The organism is Aeromonas sp. MdU4 (genome assembly GCF_041929505.1).
GTDB lineage: Bacteria > Pseudomonadota > Gammaproteobacteria > Enterobacterales > Aeromonadaceae > Aeromonas.
The window spans coordinates 24,351-41,548 of sequence record NZ_JBHFMW010000032.1 but is presented as its reverse complement, the minus strand read 5'-3'; the positions used below and the strand labels follow the sequence as shown (position 1 = coordinate 41,548).

Below are 17,198 nucleotides of genomic sequence, written 5' to 3'. Positions count from 1 at the left end.
TGATCCTTATCCGGGCTGGCGACTTCTTTTCATCGCAAGAGACTCTATGATAAGTGCTCATTTCCGTTAGCCAAGAGGTTTACCATGCCCCATCTTCGTTTTCGCGCCGTCTCACTCGATATCCTCAAGGAGATCAGCGTCCCGCTGCTGGCCGAACTTTGCGAGCTGACTGGCGGCAAGCCGGAGTTTGTCACCATGGAGCGAGTCGAGAGCCACTGGGTTCGTAACGGGGAGCCGGAGCCCGGTTTTCCGTTTGTCGAACTGCACTGGTTTGCGCGGCCGCAAGAGCAGCAGGATGCAGCGGCGCGCCTTATCACCCGTCATCTGAAGGCAGTGTTGGGGGAGCAGACCTATGTGGTGGTACAGGTTTTTCCCATCGATAAGAGCGCCTATTACAGTAATGGCGAGCACTATTGAGCGAGGCGACGCAGATCGTCGCCGACACAAGTGATCAGGCTGACTTTGCCAATAGCTTGTCGAGCCAGCGGGTGGGCAGGATCCGCCTTAGCAGGGCAAACATTCTGGTCGGGATGGTGACAGGGTAACGCGCCTTGGGGCGAGCGCTGGTCAGCGCATGGATCAGTGGTGGCAGGCAGGCTTCGCTTGGCAGAGTAAAGCCGCGGGCGCCACCCTCGCGCTCCAGCCGGTTAAGGGTCTGCTGGTAAGCGGCCTGATGGCGACTCTTGGTCGGGTCGATATGGCGCAGAAAGGCGGCACGGGCATTGGCCCGAAAACGGGTATCGATGGGGCCCGGCTCAATCAGGCTGATATGAACACCGCTGCCAGCCAGCTCGAGGCGCAGGGTATCTGAGTAGCCCTCCAGCGCAAACTTGCTGGCGTTGTAGGCGCCGCGATACTTCATGGCGACCAGCCCCAGCACCGAGCTGTTCTGCACGATCCGCCCCTCTCTGGCCTCCAGCATGGCCGGCAATATCTGACGAATGAGGTGATGCCAGCCAAACAGGTTGGTATTGAATTGCTCTCTAAGCGCCTCGGTGGGCAGATCTTCCAGCGCCCCGGGTTGGCCGTAGGCCCCATTATTGAACAGACCATAGAGGCGGCCACCAGCGAGGTGGAGTGCCGCGCTGGCGCCCAGCTCGATGGAAGCGGGATCCGCCAGATCCAGCTGTACCGCCAGTAGCCCCTGCTGTTGCAACCGGGTCACATCTTCCGCCTTGCGTGCCGAGGCGATCACGGTAAAACCGTGCGGGCCCAGCGCCTGCGCGGCAGTGAGACCAATTCCGCTGGAGCATCCGGTAACAAGAACAAATCGCGGCATAGGGGGATCCTTGTAGGCAATGTGTGGAGCAGCGTACAGAAACATTCAGCTGACCCGCATGTTAACCTGCTGATCGGGAAAAAGAAAACCGGGCCAAGTGGCCCGGTTTGCTGACATTGCATTGCCTGATTACATGAAGGTAAGCGGCATGATGACATGGAATTTGACGTCTTTCTCGGAGGCGAAAATGTTGGGGTAATCAGTCCAACCGCCAGATTGAGTGATGTCGTTGTTGTAATCGGTGTAGTGCAGTTTGAACAGGGTGCCTTTCAGCTTGCCATCTTGGACGGTATAAGTGACATCGAAGTTGGCAGCCCATTCGGTGTCTTCACCGTTGGCGGCTTTCTTGCCTTGACCTGTTTCGATATCCCAGCCATAAGCACCGGATACACCGACAGACCAGCCAGGGGCACCTACCAGATCATCCAGTGAGCGAGTGACACCGAAGTAAACGGCTTTCTCGTTGTTGGCGTTCCAGTCGGAGCGGGAGTCCCACCAAATTTCGTTGGCGCCCTGAGAGTTGGCGTAGCCGCGGGTCAGACGGGGCAGGTAGTTGCCTTCTGCACCTTCAGCCTTGGTCCACAGCCCTTCCAGACGGAAACCGTACTGGGCATAGTTCCAGGCAGCGGTCAGCGCTTGTTGCCATGCCAGGCCGTCATAAGTCTCGATCTGGGAACCGCCCTTGGTGTAGGTGTCGGTTTCTGAACCATAGAATTGGTAGCTGGTGGAGAGGCCGCCGATTACGTCAAACTTGTGAGCCAGTTTGAAGTGGTAGCTATCCATATAGCCTTCGGATTGACCGAAAGAGCCGGTGACGGCAGTGCCATTTTCAAAGGTGTAACGAGCGGCAATACCGTGGATGTAGTCGATGACGTTTTCATCGGAGAACGGATCCATCCATGCTTTGGCGCGGGAGAAGACCTGAGTCTCTTTATACCAAGGAGCCTTGTACTCGTCGGCGATAGCATAGGTCAGGTAGAGACCACCGAAGTTGCCTTCAACTTGGCCACCACGATAGGTACCTGGTTGATAGGACCAGTTCACACCGATGACACCAGGTACGTAGAGCTGGGTATAACCACCCTTGGCGGTGATGCCACCTTCCATGAATTTCAGCTTGAGTGCTGCGTTGGAGAGGCTGAAACCACCTTCAGGGGAACCATCTTTGTAGTTGTTGCCCCAGGTGTTACCGGCAAAGGAAAATTCGTTTTCTTGGTTGACCCCATGATTTTCGGTCACAGCCAGGTCATAGGCGCCAAAGCCACCCAGATCCAGACCTACGGTGTCCCACGCATAACCAGAGTTGAAGTTCAGAGCGGCTTGGGCAGTGGCGTGGCTCAGGTTGGACTGGTATTTGCCTTCCTTGACCTTGGCGGTTGGATCACCATCGATACGCTGGCGGTCACGCTGGAAGTAGAAGATACCACCGGTCAGTTTGGCATCGTCGGCAAAGGCCTCATAGGATTTGCCGTAGGTTGGGCTCATCATGTCCTGAGCAGCCAATGCCATACCGGGTGCTACCAGAGCGGCTACCACAGCGGCACTCAAAGCGGCGCGCTTGAAGATTACTTTTTCCATTTTATTGCTCCTGATTTTATGGACTTAGCTTTTTTTCCGGCAGTTGGCATCAGGCCTACCGCTCGGTATTGGCATTGCAATCAAAACCCCTAAGGGCAAAAAAGACTTCGTATGTCGCCTGCGCTCGCGATGTCTTGGCACATCTGCGTAGAGCAGTTCTGTTCATCACGCTATTTGTTTTTAGTGTTCCGATTCTTGGCTATCGGACAACCACAAGAGTACGTTCGCGGTGCGAAATATCAATGAAAAGTTCCAGCCACGTTTCAAAAGTATGACCGAGTGCAAATAATCATGAGGAAGGTCGTAAACAGTGTCATGGCCCGTATCACGGCCATGAGAACGTTTTCTTGTGGTTGTTCCCAGTGTCTGTGCGGGTTTGCAGTCACCCCAGATGAACAGGTGTTGGTTAACCTGCAGGTAACAGATAAATTTGCAGCACAAAAAAACTATTCCCGATGTTTGAGTGAAGACAGAGCTGCGCACTGGGCGGGATAGTCGGCGAGGAGTTGTGAGATCTGGCGTGTTGATGACGCTCTCGTGACCGGACCCTTTTTTGCTATTGCTACCATCGTCAGCGGGTCGTGGCGATGGCCGGGGTCGGTTTTTTGCGCTGCATGCCGAGCAGGGCACCGCCCATGATCAGCGCCCCGGCCAGCAGATGGCGCGAGGTCAGAGATTCTCCATTCAGGGTCACCAGCAGCAAGGTGCTCAGCAGCGGTGTCAGGTAGGCAAGGGCACCGATCCGGCGCGGATCGCCGTCTCGCAGTGCCAGATACCAGGTGACAAAGGCTGCCCCCATCGGGCCGAGGGCCAATCCGACGATCAGGCTCCAGTCGCTGACCGGGATCTGTGTCAGTGGCAGAGGGCCCTCCAGCAGGCGGGCAAGCAGCAGAGCCAGTATCCCGGCAGGTAGACAGGCCGCTGCGGTGACCACTGCAGGTGCTGCTGGCAGACGACGGGACAGCACAGAGTAGGCGCCCCAGATGATGGCGGCCCCCAGAGCCAGCAGATAGCCAGGCAGATAAGCCTGCTGCAGTTGCAGCTCGCCATCGACCATCACCAGCATGGAACCAGCCAGGCCGCAGGCGCCCGCCAGAATGTGGCGAAGATGGAGTGGATGATTTGGCAACAACAGCGGGGTGAAGAGGATGATGCAGAGCGGCCAGAGGTAGTTGATGAGGTTTGCCTCAAGCACCGGGGCGTGGCGAAAACTCATAAAGAGCAGCAGATGATAAAAGAGCAGGGCCGCGATGGTCACCAGCCAGGTGAGCGGGCTGGCCCGCCACTGGCGCCAAAACGGTAATGCCCCGGCCCCGCAGAAAAACAGCACCAGCCCCACCAGAACGAGCGGTGAAACGCTGGTAATGCGCGACGTCAGTGCGGCCAGCGAGGCCCACAGCACAATGGTCAGCAAGGCAAAACCGGTGGATCTATCCCACCAGGAACAACCGGACATCCAACACTCCTTTGCAAGATGAAGCTGATAGCTCGGGCGCAGGTCTCAGCCAAAGAAGAGTCAGTCTATCAGAGAGAGTGCCAGCCCTGAATGCAGAAGGTAATAACAGATGGGGGCAGGATTTGTCGTTACCAAAAACGACCAAGGGATTAGCACCATGAAGATGCTAACCCCTTGTTTTATATGGCGCTCCCGACTGGAGTCGAACCAGTGGCCTGTCCCTTAGGAGCCAAGGTCGGCAGTGTTTCAGAAGGTTTTATAAAGTTGGGTTGTTGATGGTAATTCATTGTTTTTAATGCTTATTTTTCTTGTTGTGGGTTTCAGCTAGTTTCATGAAGTCTCACCCTATATCATGTTTGCTGTGGTACCCCAAGTGGTACCCCAAACAGGGGGGAGAGAATGCTATGGCAAGAAAACCGGTAACTCAGGATCGAGAGATCCCCTCATTGATTTTGCAAGGGGAGGCTTCGATTACCCGCTACGCGGTGAAATCTCCCCATGGTGGTGGATTAGCTATTGAGGTTAGGGCAGGGAAGAGCAAGCGGTTTGTCTATCGTTATCGGATTGCTGGTACTCAGGCGACAGTTGTTCTGGGTAATTACCCTGCGTTGTCGTTGGCGCGAGCCAGGCTTGAGCATGCAGAGCTGGCTGCCCTAGTAAAGAAAGGGATTGATCCACGCAAGCATGTTGCTAGTGAAAAGGCTAAAAATGAAACGGCCCTGACGATGGATGAGTTGCTTGGACGATGGCTTGATGCACAGCGTGTTGCTGAGGTTGTCAAACCCAAAACCCTCCAATGTCATCAGGAGCGTTGGAATCGTCATCTCAAGAAAACTCTGGGCAATATTCGTTTAATCGATCTGACTCGTGCCCACTTGGCGCAAGCGTTAGAGATAACCCGGCGTGCAACAAAAGACGAAACCCGTAAGGGGTTGGGAACGCTGAACCAGATGTTGGATTATGCGGTGGTTCACTGTCTGATCGAGGCCAACCCTGCGAGACTGTTGCGACCCAAGGATTTTGGTGCCAGTGCCGGTTCGCCAAGAGAGCGTTGGCTGACAGTCCCCGAATTGCGCAGGCTATGGAAGGCGATTGATGAGGATCTTGGAAGTGGTGGTAGCTTGGCGGCTGGAGGGCGTGGCGTTTCTCGCCATGCCACTATTTCTCTGCCAGCAGCGAATGCGATCAAGCTATTAATACTGACTGGATGTCGTAGAGGTGAAGTCGCCAATATGCGTTTTTCACATATTAGAGACGATATGTGGACGATCCCTGATACCAAGAATGGGAGGCCACATTCGGTATTCTTATCTCGACAGGCGAAAGCGTTGATTGATGAACAGGCACTATATGTAAACGGTGACTTTGTTTTTGAATCAGACAGACCTAAAAGTGATGTTATTGAGCCAATTTTAGTTGACTCGATAACCAGAGCTTTAAGGCGTTTCATTTCTCGTTCATTATCTGATATGGAGCCATTTACAGTACATGACTTACGACGTAGTGCTGCAACCAATTGGGCTGAGAGATTAGATGCAGAAGAGAGAGTGATCGAATTATGTTTGAATCATCTCCCACTCAATAAGTTGGTTAGAACCTATCATCGTTCGCGACATGATGATAAGAAAAAAATGCTATGGCAACGCTGGGGTGAGTTGGTTGAACTAGAGGTGGCAAATGATCCGCAAAAAAATAATAGCCATGGGAATGTTATTGAATTCATCAGAAAAGTAAAATGAAAAGGCGGACTAGCGTCCGCCTTTTTTTATTTGTTCATATTCTTCTTGTATCAATCTAATTATCACTTCATTTTTTCTTTTGTCAGTTTTTATGCAAATGTCGTCTAGCATGCTAATTATTTTTTCTGGCAAGACAACACTAACAGATCTTTTCCCATTGTTCTTGTCTCGAAAAGATTTTTGTGACCAGGCTGACTTCATTTTTCTAAGCATCAGTTCTCTGGCTGTAGGTATTTCATTTAGTAGATCAAAAAGTGTGATAATGCAGTCTTTAATTGTCGAAGAATTATCCCTATTGATGAACCATACAGGAGGTCTATTACTTCCTGTTTTTATATTTTCAAACAAATAACGCCATGCCCATTCATTATCACATTTATCTACCCACAATTTCACATCAATTTTTTGACTTGCGATTTGCCATTTGTTTTTTAAAATAGCAACATCTATTATTTTTTGTTCATTCGTCGTGTTGATTATGTCAAAAAAAGAGATTATACAATTTTTTTTGCTGGCATTGTTGGTTGGTGAGAGGTCAAGATTAAAAATATTATAAATATGCAGGGTGTTGGGTAAATCAAATGCACCATCTATTCTGACGCCTATATCCATAGTCGAAGGTGACAAAATGGGGTATGTAGTTAAAGAGCGTATGTATGCCCACACGTAATTACACAAACGATCGTTTTTTGTATCTATCCAACTGAAATTTGTTTCGTTTATACACTCAGATTTAATGCTTTTTATTACTAATTCATGAGAGGCTGGTTGACCCATCAAACTGTTAAGGGGGGAGTCTAGTCCACAGTTAGCTCTTTTTATAAGGACGCTGCTGTTTTTCGATAAGTGGTTAACTATATCCTCATCACTTATAGATAAAGATGTTTCAGCATTTAATAGTCTAAGGGCCAGCTCCCTTTCTCTTTTAGATAAAGACATAGGGGGCGGTATTTCCTGGCCATTCTCATCATAGGCTCCTTTCATAATACTATCAGCTCCGAAAACGATGATTACTAAGTAATTTAATGGTGTGTTTATGTTGTTTTGTGGCTGATTTCTAACCTGTTTTATAGTGATTTGCAATGTTTTTATGAAGCTTTTTGTTTCATGGTTTAGTGATCAATTGCCGTGTTTTTGCACATCACCAGCCTACTTTTTTGGGTTTCGTTGAAGGTCGTGAAGGCCCACTGTGTGTGGGAGTTGCATGTAATCTCTATCAACGGACAAGTTGATAGGCGCTCTTTGGTCATCACTGTGGCTTGGTAGAGGGGGCGGTATGATTTGAATCGGACGCTAATGATAGGCGCACTGGTCTTGCCAAAATACAACCGATAGGCACTCTAATGTCTATGCCAATAATTGGGTCACTTGATCCTCTGTGAGGAGATTACAAAGAGATGCCTATAGCTGGTGAATATTGGGTAATAATATCTGGAGCGCTAACGTTGAATACATGGCATAAGTTACATGAAGCCATCACCCGCAATAACCAATGCAGAGGAATGGCTAGTCTGTTGGTTCGAGTGAAACGCTTCATGTATACAGTGTCATCTCTCCCTGGGAATAGCTATGAAACAGTTTAGCTTAGCTCATCAAGTTGGTGCCTCAGGTCTGCTAATGAGATGTAGACCAGTGCCTTTTAAATTCTCTCTTGGGTAACGGAATGTGATCAATTTACGTTTCTGTTTCGCTATATTTTTACACGAGCACCACGTCCTATGGACGACAAAGGAGCTCATCATGAAACTACTTAAATTGAAAGATGTCATCACCATGACATCGCTATCTAAGGCATCTGTTTACCGTCAGATGAATGACGGTAAATTTCCAGCATCAGTCAAGATCGGCCCAAGATCTGTAGCGTGGGTTAGCTCTGAAATAGAGTCATGGATTGAAGAGAAAAGAAATCTTCGTTAGGGCTAATTTCTGACGACTTATGGATTTTAATTCGTTACTCGCTAAGACTACAAGTCTTATTCTATCAGCGATTAGAGTTATTAGGTTGGTTTGACATTCAATGCTTTTGTGTCGGCAATAGTAATATATAAATAAAGAGTGCAAATAAGGAGTAAAAATAAACACAGAATAAAACTACATACACTGTATGCAGATCGGCAGTGCAAGCATGTAGATTTCATAACCATCCGCATTCAGAAATTCATCATATCAGCTAAGCTGATAGCACTGTTTCAAACCATCAATGAAAGTGTGCTAGTGCACACTTGCAAACTGCTACCTTAATTCTAACGCCGGCATACATTCTCAGAATGTAGCCCTTCTTCTATCTATGGAGTTTAATATGTTTAACACTCTTAATGAATATCGAGTGGCGGCTGAACGCTACTACCAGAAAAATGGATATACTTTCGATAAGGATAACCTCAGTAAAATTGTTGCTGTGATGAATCATGCTTTTGCTCAATACTCTAGGGTATTTGCTTTTAGAGTTGACCTTCGCTTCCCTGATAATTTGTTTACCAGAATGCTATCAGAAGGTAGTTCACGTTATCATGGCGCTGTGCTGAAAGCATTCTTTGCGGAGCTTGAAAAACTGTTTGTTCTGGATCAGCTGTCCCAAGCTACAAGTGGGAAAAGGGTTCGCAAAACAGCAATCAGATATGTTTGGGCGAGGGAGCAAACAGCAGAGGCTGTCGTTCCTCACTATCACTTGATGTTTTTCTTAAATGGGGATGCCTATTGCTCTCTGGGGAGATTTAAGTCTGAGAATATGAATCTGGCAAACAAGCTTAGAGTGGCTTGGCATCGAGCTGTCTTTGAGGCGGATGTATCAATTGATTTTTGCAGGAGGCGAGGGTTAGTTGAACTTTCAGAGAAGGGACAGCACGAAGTTTTTTCAGATGATCCTGTGGCTATAAAGAAAGTGCTGCTCCATGCAGCATACCTTGCCAAAAGGGAATCGAAGCGCCGTGGAGAGGGATATCAATGTTTCGGGGGGAGTAACATTTGAAGGCTTATTGGAGTTGATAAGAGACTTTTACTGCAGTTTTAGATGGTATCTGATCCGGGAGTTTCTGCTCCCGGATCTGTTAAGCTAACCCTCATTTGTTATCGCATCCGTTGGAGTAACCCATGGCAGCCTATTCCCCTCCCTTCACCCTGACCCACGCTATGTTTAGCCGGGTGGCGGAGATCGCCGAGTTGGTGGGGCAGTGGCGGTTTGCTCAGAGCTCTCAGGTGCCGATGCTGCGTCGAGAGAACCGGATCCGCACTATCCAAGCCTCCTTGGCGATTGAGCACAACACCCTGAGTGTTGAACAGGTGACGGCAGTGATTGAGGGAAAGACGGTGCTTGGGCTTCCACGGGAAATCCAAGAAGTCCGTAATGCGTTTGCGGCCTATGAAGCAATGCCTGATTGGGATCCGGCTTCCACTGATGATCTACTCGGTGCTCACGGACTCCTGATGCGTGGACTCTGCGATGATGCGGGTCACTGGTGTAGCGGTGGCGTAGGTATCTATCGAGGCGAGCAGTTAGTGCATATGGCGCCCCCTGCGAACCAGGTCCCTCGTCTGATGGGACAGCTATTGACTTGGCTGGCTGAGACCGAGGCTCATCCGCTGATCGCTTCCTGTGCCTTGCATTATGAGTTGGAGCTTATTCACCCCTTTGCGGATGGAAATGGTCGGATGGGACGTTTATGGCAGACGGTGATCTTGAGTCGCTGGCAGCCTGTGATGGCCTTCTTACCAGTGGAGACTGTGATCAAGGCACGGCAAGATCACTACTATCAACAGCTAAGTCAGGCTGATCGTCGCAGTGATTGTACCGAGTTCATCCTCTTTCTACTGGAAGCGCTGCGCGATGCGCTTGCGCAAGCCATTAGCGACCAGCCAGATGTCGAAACAAGAATGTCGGTAAATGTGTCGGCAAAAATGTCGGTTGAAGGTCGGTTGAAAACGCCTGAGCTGATCGTGAATGTGTTGAGGCTAGAGCCCCATCTAACTTTAGCGGAAGTCGCCGAGCGCATAGGTAAATCTGCACGTACGGTAGAACGTTCTGCATCTGCTCTCGTTAAAGAAGGACGATTACGCTTCGTGGGGCCGCGCAAGAGTGGGCGTTGGGAGGTATTGAATCCTGATGCTTAACCGTTAAGATCTGCTTCTGACTAGTTCAAGACTACCTCACCACCGGCAGGACTTTTCTGTGAGTGGTGTAACAGTGTGATAGGGGCTCGCGATTGCGGTGAGCGAAGTCGAGTGGGAGGTGGATACAGATCTGGGCAAACAAGGCCGCCCCCTTCTTATGCAACTGGCAAATTGAGCCCACGCCTCCATTATCGGAATCGGAGGTTGCTGGTCCAGCAACTATTAACGCTGATCGTCATTTGACTGGTTTGTGCCAGCGCTAACCCTCGTGTTTCCGGTGCGAAAGCGATGGACACGAGCAGGCCAATTAGCGAAATTCCCGCCCCCATCAGCATCACATTGCTGATCCCGTATTTAGTGATGAATACTGGCAGTGCCCAGGTTGAAACAATGGTGCCGATGCGGCTTAACGACATAATCACCCCGACGGCAGACGCACGAATATCGGTGGGGAACAGTTCGTTAGGGTATAGCCACTGCAGGTTTCCTGGCCCACCGGAGAAAAACGCGTATACAGCAAAGGCCAGCACCACCAGCCACGCGCCCATATCAGGGATTAACCCCAACACGGCCAGCGTCAGCGTCATCATAGTAAAGCAGCCAATCAACAGCGGCCGCCGGCCCGCGCTATTGAGCCAGAACATGGGAGGAATACACCCCAGCATAAAGCACAAGCTGATTACCACGTTGCCTAACGCGGCGCTTTTTCCGGCACCGAGCCCCAGTAGCCCAACAATCTGTGGACCAAAGGTATAAATAGCGAACATCGGGATCACCTGACAGGTCCAGATAGCGGCGACAAACAGTACAAACGGGAAATGGCGGCGATTAAATAGCTGAAGGAAATGCGTCTCCTGCGGCGCTTCTTCGTCGAATACCACCGGTTCGCCAAACAGTTTAATCATCATCGCTTCACACTCTTTCACCCGGCCTTTACGCAGTAGCCAGCGCGGTGATTCAGGAAGATCGAAACGCCCAATCAGGATCAAAATGCAGGGGATCACCGCGCTGCCCAACATCCAGCGCCATCCGCCCTCAACATCATACAACCAGTAACCGACCAGATCGGCGCAGGTGGCGCCGACATACCACATAGCGGCGATAAAACCGATGGAGAAAGCGCGCTGGCGGGTATTGGAGAACTCGGTAATCATCGAGGTAGCGATTGGGTAATCGGCACCAATCACAATGCCGATCAGCGCGCGCATCACCAACAGCTCAACGGGCGAGGAGACAAACATGGTTGCCGCCGATATCACGCCAATAGCGATAATATCGACGATAAACATTTTACGTCGTCCGACCTTATCGGAAATGTAGCCAAACAGCGACGTTCCTACAAATAGACCGGCGAGCGTACCGGCTCCCAGCAGACCAATCCACTCCGCATCCAGTTTCAACGCTGGCGTGAGCTGTTCCAGCGCCACGCCAATCATCACCAGCACATAACCATCCAGAAACGGCCCACCGCTTCCCCACAGCATTATCCGGCGGTGAATAGAGGTAAATTTGATGTCGTCAAAGTTCCTGGGCTGCTGCATAGCGACTTCCTGTTTCAACACGGGCAAAGCGTCATATGTAGGCCGGATAAGGCGTTTATGCTGTCATCCGGCATTGGTGCCACATGCTTGCCGGATGGCGACGCTACAGCATCTTACTCGGCCTACGGGGGCAAAAATTTGTACTTATTATCCGTAGCGGAACTCCACACCAAACGTCCCACGCGGGTATTCCCATTTTTCCAGCGCCGTATCGAGTCCGAGAATTCGGCACGTTCCGCACTCAAGGCATCCGGCGTAATCAAAACGTACGCTGCCGTCATCCTGCTTTTTATACAGTCCAGCCGGACAGGCTTTAATCAGTACCTCCAGCGCCTGTTTATTAGGATCGGTTTTGAGAATAATATGCGGGCAGTCTTCATCCACATTGAACTTATTGACGCCCAGTTTGACGTCCACATTGACGGGAGATGTCATAATACGGTCACTCCTTTCAGGCCATCTTTCATCAGGTTGATGAAGCCCACTTTCTTTGCGTGGCGCAGGATTTTTTTGCGCATTGGCACCGGCGCGGAACCATCCACGGTGAACAGGTCGCGCGCGATACTGACCGCCATTTCGGGATAGGCGGTAAACATGCGTGGGTTATCAAGAAAAGCCGGTAGTTTCTGGTACATGCGCATATCGCGCATCGGGCCGTCATCCAGATGCTGGCGGTATTCATCCAGCGACTGCTTGCTAAAGTCGTCGCGCTTCATTGCTGAAAGCACCGTCTTCGCCGCCGCTTCGCCTGCGGATATGGCGAGATCCATACCGCGGATGGTAAAGCCAAGGTTCATACACATTCCGGCAGCGTCACCGGCTATCAATACGCCGTTACCCACCAGTTCTGGTTGCATGTTGATACCGGCTTCCGGTACGACGTGCGCGGCATATTCTACCAGCTTGCCACCGGCGATCAGCGGGGCAACCGCCGGATGCTGTTTGAAATCTTCCAGCATTTGCGGGATCGACTTTTTAGCGTCCTTCAGATGATGAAGACCGCAGACCAGCCCTAGAGAAAGGGTTGTTTCATTCGTATAGAGAAAGCCTCCGCCCATCAAACCGTCGGTTGGCGAACCGGCAAACAAACAGGCTGTACCTTCTTTCCCCTGTAACTGGAAACGATCTTCAATCACCGATTTTGGCAATTCGATCAGCTCTTTCACTCCGACGGCAACATGCGATGCCTCGATGCGCTTTGCCATGCCCAGCTTTTCCGCCAATAGAGAATTCACCCCGTCAGCGAGGATCACCACTTTGGCTTCCAGAATATCGCCATCGGCTTCCACGCCCACGACTTTGCCATCGCGCTGCACAACGTTATCCACGCGAATACCGGTGATGAGCTGAGCTCCCGCTTCCTCTGCCTGCTCCATCAGCCAGGCATCAAATTTACTGCGTAAGACGGAATAAGAAACCTGCGACGATGCTGCATCTTCACCATTGCAATAGTCGATGGTCATCGCCCCTTTGTCGGTCATAAAGGCGAGTTTTTCGTGGGTGATTATCCGTTCAATGGGGGCCTGCTCAGCAAAACCGGGGATGATGTGCTCTAGGCTATGTGCATACATGCGCCCACCGGTGACATTCTTCGAGCCAGCAGAATTGCCTCGCTCGATAACCAGCACCTGTGCACCTTCCCGAGCCAGCACCAGCGCCGCAACCGAACCAGCCAGACCTGCACCCACGATGATGGCATCAAAGATATCTTCGGACATACGTACTCCTGTCAGCGGCAGGATACCTTCGCATCCTGCCCGGAATGGTTTAACGCGCTAAGGCAGTTGTCAGCGCAGGTAGGATCTTCAGTGCATCGCCAACGATGCCAAAATCCGCATACTGGAAAATCGGCGCATTTTTATCTTTGTTGATGGCGAAAATTGTCTGAGCGCCGTTGGCACCGACCATATGTTGGATCTGTCCGGAGATCCCCACGGCTAGATACAGTTCAGGCTTGAGCATCAGATTGGAGATCCCGACGTAGCGTTCGTGCTCCATCCACTTCTCGTTTTCCGCCACCGGACGGGAACATGCCAGCTCGGCACCAATCGTCTGGCACAGCGCTTCGGCTAGCGAGATGTTTTCTTTGCTACCGATACCGCGACCTACGCTGACCACTAGACGGGCTTTGTCGAGGTCGACGCTATTGCTCTGGCGTGCCTGAGTTGCCGTACGGGTTACGGCAACAGATGAAGCCTGCCACTGCACGGTGTGCATTTCGCCGTTGCGGGTGGTATCCGGTTGTTGCGCGTCAAATGTCCCGCTGCTGATCGTGATCACGGCAAACGGCGAAGCGATTGTTTCAACCCCCATCGCTAGGCCGCCGTAGACCATATGTTTGACCGCTGCTTTTCCGTCCTGCACCGCTACTGCGCTGGCGTCGTTTGAGATCGCAGCCGACAGGCGAAAGCCCAGCTTTGCAGCCAACAATTTGCCCCGACGTGTATTCGGCAGCAGCACTGCGCCGCCCTCGCTGTGCTGACGAATAGTTTCGGCCATCACATCGGCGTAGTCTTCGACCATACGGTCTTCTGGTTTACCGCTGAGCAACCAGACATGATCTGCCCCCAGATGAGATGCTACCGCGCAGTCCGCTTCGCTCAGCACAAACGTGTTAACTTTGTCACCTAAAGCCTGGGCACCATGCATCAGTTCCGGCAGACGAGAAGGGGTATCGCTGAATACCCAGATACTGGAAAATTTGTTCATAACATCCCCTGATAATTAAATGATTTTGCGTAGATTCTCGACAAACACAGCAATCTGCTCTTCACCGTCACCTTCAATCACAACGCGCTGACGCTCACGCTGCTTCGGTGCAGCAACCTGTTGCTCGGAATACGCCTGCATACTGTTCAGCCCAATGTCTGCAGGTGACCAGACCTGAACCGGTTTTTTCGCCGCACCAAGAATGGCTTTCATGGAAGGGATTTGTGGGGTGTTGATATCCGTTGAGACCGAGATCACCGCCGGAAGCGGGATGCTCAGAGTTTCGACTTCATCTTCCAGTTCACGTTCTACCGTCAGAGTGCTGTCAGTAAGAGAGAGGATCTTACTCACGCCGTTAATCGCCGGAACGTTCAGCGTTTCGCCCACCAGCAGACCAACCTGCTGAGCATAAAGATCGGAAGAACCGTCACCACAGATAAGCAGATCGAAACCTGATTTTTGCGCGGCGGCAGCCAGTGCGATGGCAGTCTGTTGCGGCAGCGCTTGTTCAAATTGATCGTCAATAACAACTATCAGTTCATCAGGGCCACGGGAGAGTACATCTTTGCGCCCTTTTGCATTAGTCAGCGCTTTGCCGCCAACACTCATGGCGACAACCTGAGCCTCTCCTGACAGCTGCTTTAACTGACAAGCAGTCTCGATCGCATTCAGATCGTACTGGCTGATTTTTCCATCCGCTTTGCTGAAATCTAGGGAACCATCAGCCTTATTAATCGTAATATCCTGTTCATCAGGTACGAATTTGTAGCAAGTAATTATCTTCATTGCATCTCCAGAAGTCATGAAGGAAACGTATTTATGTCGGCTGTGTTAAATATAGATAACACGCACTTTCAATTAGTAAATAAAACAATAATCACCAATATTGAAAATGTCACACATAGATATCCTTAACTTTCAATAATGTTACGCATGTCACCAATACTGAAATAAATATGTCAAAAAAAGGATTTTTCAATATTGTTGAGCCAGCAAGCAATATTGAACGTTAGTCACCACTGGTAGTGGGGTGTTTTGTTGTAAGTGTTTGATGTTGAATGGTATTTTTATTCTTCTCAGCTAGAGTGTTCTGCATTGGAAAGTGTGACTTAGATAACGGAATCATCGGAAGTGAATACCCATTATTAGTTACTAATTGAGGAGCTTCTAGAGGTTGAGCTTTATCAACAAATCACTAACAAAATAACATGTGCGCACTACGTGATAAATAGATTTCATTTTTACACTGGAATTCACTTATGAAAAATGAAAAGAGAAAATCAGGAATTGAACCGAAGGTTTTTTTCCCTCCGTTAATAATTGTAGGAATACTCTGCTGGTTAACAGTAAGAGATCTTGATGCCGCTAACGTGGTTATTAATGCGGTATTCAGTTACGTCACCAACGTCTGGGGTTGGGCATTTGAATGGTACATGGTCATCATGCTAGGCGGCTGGTTCTGGCTGGTCTTTGGTCCGTACGCCAAAAAGAAATTAGGTGACGAAAAACCGGAGTTTAGCACCGCCAGCTGGATTTTTATGATGTTCGCCTCTTGTACATCGGCTGCCGTGCTTTTCTGGGGTTCTATCGAGATTTACTACTATATCTCTACCCCGCCATTTGCTCTCGCCCCTAACTCTACAGGCGCGAAGGAGCTAGGTCTGGCGTACAGCCTGTTCCACTGGGGACCGCTGCCGTGGGCAACCTATAGCTTCCTTTCTGTTGCCTTCGCCTACTTCTTCTTTGTGCGCAAGATGGAGGTCATCCGTCCCAGCTCTACGCTGGTGCCGTTGGTTGGCGAGAAACACGCAAAAGGGTTATTTGGCACGATCGTTGATAACTTCTACCTGGTTGCGCTGATCTTCGCGATGGGTACCAGCCTCGGTCTGGCTACACCTCTGGTCACCGAGTGTATCCAGTACCTGTTCGGCATTCCGCACACGCTGCAATTAGATGCCATCATCATTACCTGCTGGATCATTCTTAATGCCATATGCGTAGCCTGCGGTCTGCAAAAAGGGGTGAAGATCGCCAGCGACATTCGTAGCTACCTGAGCTTCCTGATGCTGGGCTGGGTATTTATCGTCAGTGGCGCCAGCTTCATCATGAACTACTTCACCGACTCCGTCGGGATGCTGATGATGTATTTGCCGCGCATGCTGTTCTATACCGATGCTATCGGCAAAGGCGGCTTCCCGCAGGGCTGGACTGTCTTCTACTGGGCATGGTGGGTAATTTACGCCATCCAGATGAGTATCTTCCTCGCCCGTATTTCTCGCGGTCGTACCGTACGTGAACTGTGCTTCGGTATGGTGCTGGGCCTTACGGCTTCTACCTGGATCCTTTGGACTGTCCTTGGCAGCAACACGCTGCTGTTGATGGACAAAAATATTCTCAACATCCCGCAACTGATTGAGCAGCACGGCGTGGCGCGCGCCATTATCGAAACCTGGGCCGCCTTGCCATTCAGCACCGCCACCATGTGGGGATTCTTTATCCTCTGCTTTATTGCCACCGTCACACTGATTAACGCCTGTTCATACACCCTGGCGATGTCCACTTGCCGCGAAGTTCGCGACGGTGAAGAACCGCCGCTGCTGGTACGTATCGGCTGGTCGGTACTGGTGGGCGTCATCGGTATTGTTCTGCTGGCACTGGGCGGGTTGAAGCCCATCCAGACGGCGATTATTGCCGGAGGATGCCCGCTGTTCTTCGTCAACATCATGGTCACGCTGTCCTTTATTAAAGACGCCAAAGTGCACTGGAAGGACAAGTAATTCTCATTAACT

At 50.6% G+C, this 17,198-nt stretch carries 15 protein-coding genes and 1 pseudogene; 7 read left to right on the top strand and 9 right to left on the bottom strand.

The features are described from left to right. Nucleotides 1-84 precede the first annotated feature (84 nt). Nucleotides 85-417 carry a DUF1904 family protein gene (locus ACE1BR_RS19265; RefSeq protein ID WP_374873115.1) on the top strand — a complete coding sequence of 111 codons (333 nt, stop codon included), beginning with the start codon at nt 85-87 and terminating at the stop codon, nt 415-417. 34 nt (nt 418-451) lie between these two features. On the opposite strand, the gene ACE1BR_RS19260 is transcribed toward ACE1BR_RS19265, so the two are convergent. The 3 genes from ACE1BR_RS19260 to ACE1BR_RS19250 form a co-directional block, all read right to left on the bottom strand. Continuing rightward, nucleotides 452-1,279 carry an SDR family oxidoreductase gene (locus ACE1BR_RS19260; protein WP_374873113.1) on the bottom strand — a complete coding sequence of 276 codons (828 nt, stop codon included), beginning with the start codon at nt 1,277-1,279 and terminating at the stop codon, nt 452-454. A gap of 129 nt (nt 1,280-1,408) precedes the next feature. After that, nucleotides 1,409-2,857: an OprD family outer membrane porin gene (locus ACE1BR_RS19255; RefSeq protein WP_374873111.1), complete on the bottom strand. Its 1,449-nt coding sequence runs from the start codon at nt 2,855-2,857 to the stop codon at nt 1,409-1,411. A gap of 571 nt (nt 2,858-3,428) precedes the next feature. Beyond that, nucleotides 3,429-4,313 (bottom strand): DMT family transporter, encoded by an 885-nt coding sequence (locus ACE1BR_RS19250; protein WP_374873109.1) that lies wholly within the window; start codon nt 4,311-4,313, stop codon nt 3,429-3,431. A gap of 404 nt (nt 4,314-4,717) precedes the next feature. Here ACE1BR_RS19250 and ACE1BR_RS19245 point away from each other — a divergent pair, with 404 nt between their 5' ends. Then, a complete protein-coding gene (locus ACE1BR_RS19245; protein WP_374873107.1) occupies nt 4,718-6,052 on the top strand; it encodes a tyrosine-type recombinase/integrase in 1,335 nt (444 codons plus the stop codon). 9 nt (nt 6,053-6,061) lie between these two features. Here ACE1BR_RS19245 and ACE1BR_RS19240 read toward each other — a convergent pair whose 3' ends face one another. Next, nucleotides 6,062-7,036 carry a hypothetical protein gene (locus ACE1BR_RS19240; RefSeq protein WP_374873105.1) on the bottom strand — a complete coding sequence of 325 codons (975 nt, stop codon included), beginning with the start codon at nt 7,034-7,036 and terminating at the stop codon, nt 6,062-6,064. 470 nt (nt 7,037-7,506) lie between these two features. On the opposite strand from ACE1BR_RS19240, the pseudogene ACE1BR_RS19235 reads away from it, so the two are divergent. The 4 genes and pseudogenes from ACE1BR_RS19235 to ACE1BR_RS19220 form a co-directional block, all read left to right on the top strand. Continuing rightward, nucleotides 7,507-7,635 (top strand): annotated as a pseudogene (locus ACE1BR_RS19235) (IS630 family transposase); the annotation flags it as partial. Between the two features lie 157 nt (nt 7,636-7,792). Continuing rightward, on the top strand, nt 7,793-7,969 hold the full coding sequence (locus ACE1BR_RS19230) for a helix-turn-helix transcriptional regulator (protein WP_374873103.1): 177 nt from the start codon (nt 7,793-7,795) through the stop codon (nt 7,967-7,969). A gap of 382 nt (nt 7,970-8,351) precedes the next feature. Further along, the gene (locus ACE1BR_RS19225) at nt 8,352-9,020 is read left to right on the top strand and encodes an inovirus-type Gp2 protein (protein WP_206875033.1); all 669 of its coding nucleotides are present in this window, start codon (nt 8,352-8,354) and stop codon (nt 9,018-9,020) included. 122 nt (nt 9,021-9,142) lie between these two features. Further along, nucleotides 9,143-10,159 (top strand): Fic family protein, encoded by a 1,017-nt coding sequence (locus tag ACE1BR_RS19220; RefSeq protein ID WP_374873100.1) that lies wholly within the window; start codon nt 9,143-9,145, stop codon nt 10,157-10,159. Between the two features lie 188 nt (nt 10,160-10,347). On the opposite strand, the gene ACE1BR_RS19215 is transcribed toward ACE1BR_RS19220, so the two are convergent. From ACE1BR_RS19215 to ACE1BR_RS19195, 5 genes are all read right to left on the bottom strand, one after another. Next, nucleotides 10,348-11,700, bottom strand: coding sequence for an MFS transporter (locus ACE1BR_RS19215; RefSeq protein ID WP_374873098.1), 1,353 nt, complete (start codon nt 11,698-11,700; stop codon nt 10,348-10,350). Nucleotides 11,701-11,847: 147 nt separating this feature from the next. Beyond that, a complete protein-coding gene (gene fixX, locus ACE1BR_RS19210; RefSeq protein WP_042057325.1) occupies nt 11,848-12,135 on the bottom strand; it encodes a ferredoxin-like protein FixX in 288 nt (95 codons plus the stop codon). Further along, the gene (locus ACE1BR_RS19205; protein ID WP_042057327.1) at nt 12,132-13,418 is read right to left on the bottom strand and encodes an FAD-dependent oxidoreductase; all 1,287 of its coding nucleotides are present in this window, start codon (nt 13,416-13,418) and stop codon (nt 12,132-12,134) included. The genes fixX and ACE1BR_RS19205 overlap by 4 nt, the downstream gene beginning before the upstream one ends. 49 nt (nt 13,419-13,467) lie before the next feature. Then, entirely contained in the window at nt 13,468-14,409 is a 942-nt protein-coding gene (locus ACE1BR_RS19200; RefSeq protein ID WP_042057329.1) for an electron transfer flavoprotein subunit alpha/FixB family protein, read from the bottom strand. 15 nt (nt 14,410-14,424) lie between these two features. Beyond that, on the bottom strand, nt 14,425-15,195 hold the full coding sequence (locus ACE1BR_RS19195; RefSeq protein ID WP_374873095.1) for an electron transfer flavoprotein FixA: 771 nt from the start codon (nt 15,193-15,195) through the stop codon (nt 14,425-14,427). A 473-nt stretch (nt 15,196-15,668) separates the two neighbouring features. Here ACE1BR_RS19195 and caiT point away from each other — a divergent pair, with 473 nt between their 5' ends. Continuing rightward, entirely contained in the window at nt 15,669-17,186 is a 1,518-nt protein-coding gene (gene caiT, locus ACE1BR_RS19190; protein WP_042057333.1) for an L-carnitine/gamma-butyrobetaine antiporter, read from the top strand. Nucleotides 17,187-17,198: the final 12 nt, after the last annotated feature.

Bases quoted from the DNA above. Each gene is read 5' to 3' on its own strand.
- ACE1BR_RS19225 (WP_206875033.1), top strand. From the start codon at position 8,352: ATGTTTAACACTCTTAATGAATATCGAGTGGCGGCTGAACGCTACTAC.
- ACE1BR_RS19240 (WP_374873105.1), bottom strand. From the start codon at position 7,036: ATGAAAGGAGCCTATGATGAGAATGGCCAGGAAATACCGCCCCCTATG.
- ACE1BR_RS19265 (WP_374873115.1), top strand. From the start codon at position 85: ATGCCCCATCTTCGTTTTCGCGCCGTCTCACTCGATATCCTCAAGGAG.
- ACE1BR_RS19255 (WP_374873111.1), bottom strand. From the start codon at position 2,857: ATGGAAAAAGTAATCTTCAAGCGCGCCGCTTTGAGTGCCGCTGTGGTA.
- ACE1BR_RS19245 (WP_374873107.1), top strand. From the start codon at position 4,718: ATGGCAAGAAAACCGGTAACTCAGGATCGAGAGATCCCCTCATTGATT.
- ACE1BR_RS19230 (WP_374873103.1), top strand. From the start codon at position 7,793: ATGAAACTACTTAAATTGAAAGATGTCATCACCATGACATCGCTATCT.
- ACE1BR_RS19200 (WP_042057329.1), bottom strand. From the start codon at position 14,409: ATGAACAAATTTTCCAGTATCTGGGTATTCAGCGATACCCCTTCTCGT.
- ACE1BR_RS19195 (WP_374873095.1), bottom strand. From the start codon at position 15,195: ATGAAGATAATTACTTGCTACAAATTCGTACCTGATGAACAGGATATT.
- ACE1BR_RS19220 (WP_374873100.1), top strand. From the start codon at position 9,143: ATGGCAGCCTATTCCCCTCCCTTCACCCTGACCCACGCTATGTTTAGC.
- ACE1BR_RS19260 (WP_374873113.1), bottom strand. From the start codon at position 1,279: ATGCCGCGATTTGTTCTTGTTACCGGATGCTCCAGCGGAATTGGTCTC.
- caiT (WP_042057333.1), top strand. From the start codon at position 15,669: ATGAAAAATGAAAAGAGAAAATCAGGAATTGAACCGAAGGTTTTTTTC.
- ACE1BR_RS19250 (WP_374873109.1), bottom strand. From the start codon at position 4,313: ATGTCCGGTTGTTCCTGGTGGGATAGATCCACCGGTTTTGCCTTGCTG.
- ACE1BR_RS19215 (WP_374873098.1), bottom strand. From the start codon at position 11,700: ATGCAGCAGCCCAGGAACTTTGACGACATCAAATTTACCTCTATTCAC.
- fixX (WP_042057325.1), bottom strand. From the start codon at position 12,135: ATGACATCTCCCGTCAATGTGGACGTCAAACTGGGCGTCAATAAGTTC.
- ACE1BR_RS19205 (WP_042057327.1), bottom strand. From the start codon at position 13,418: ATGTCCGAAGATATCTTTGATGCCATCATCGTGGGTGCAGGTCTGGCT.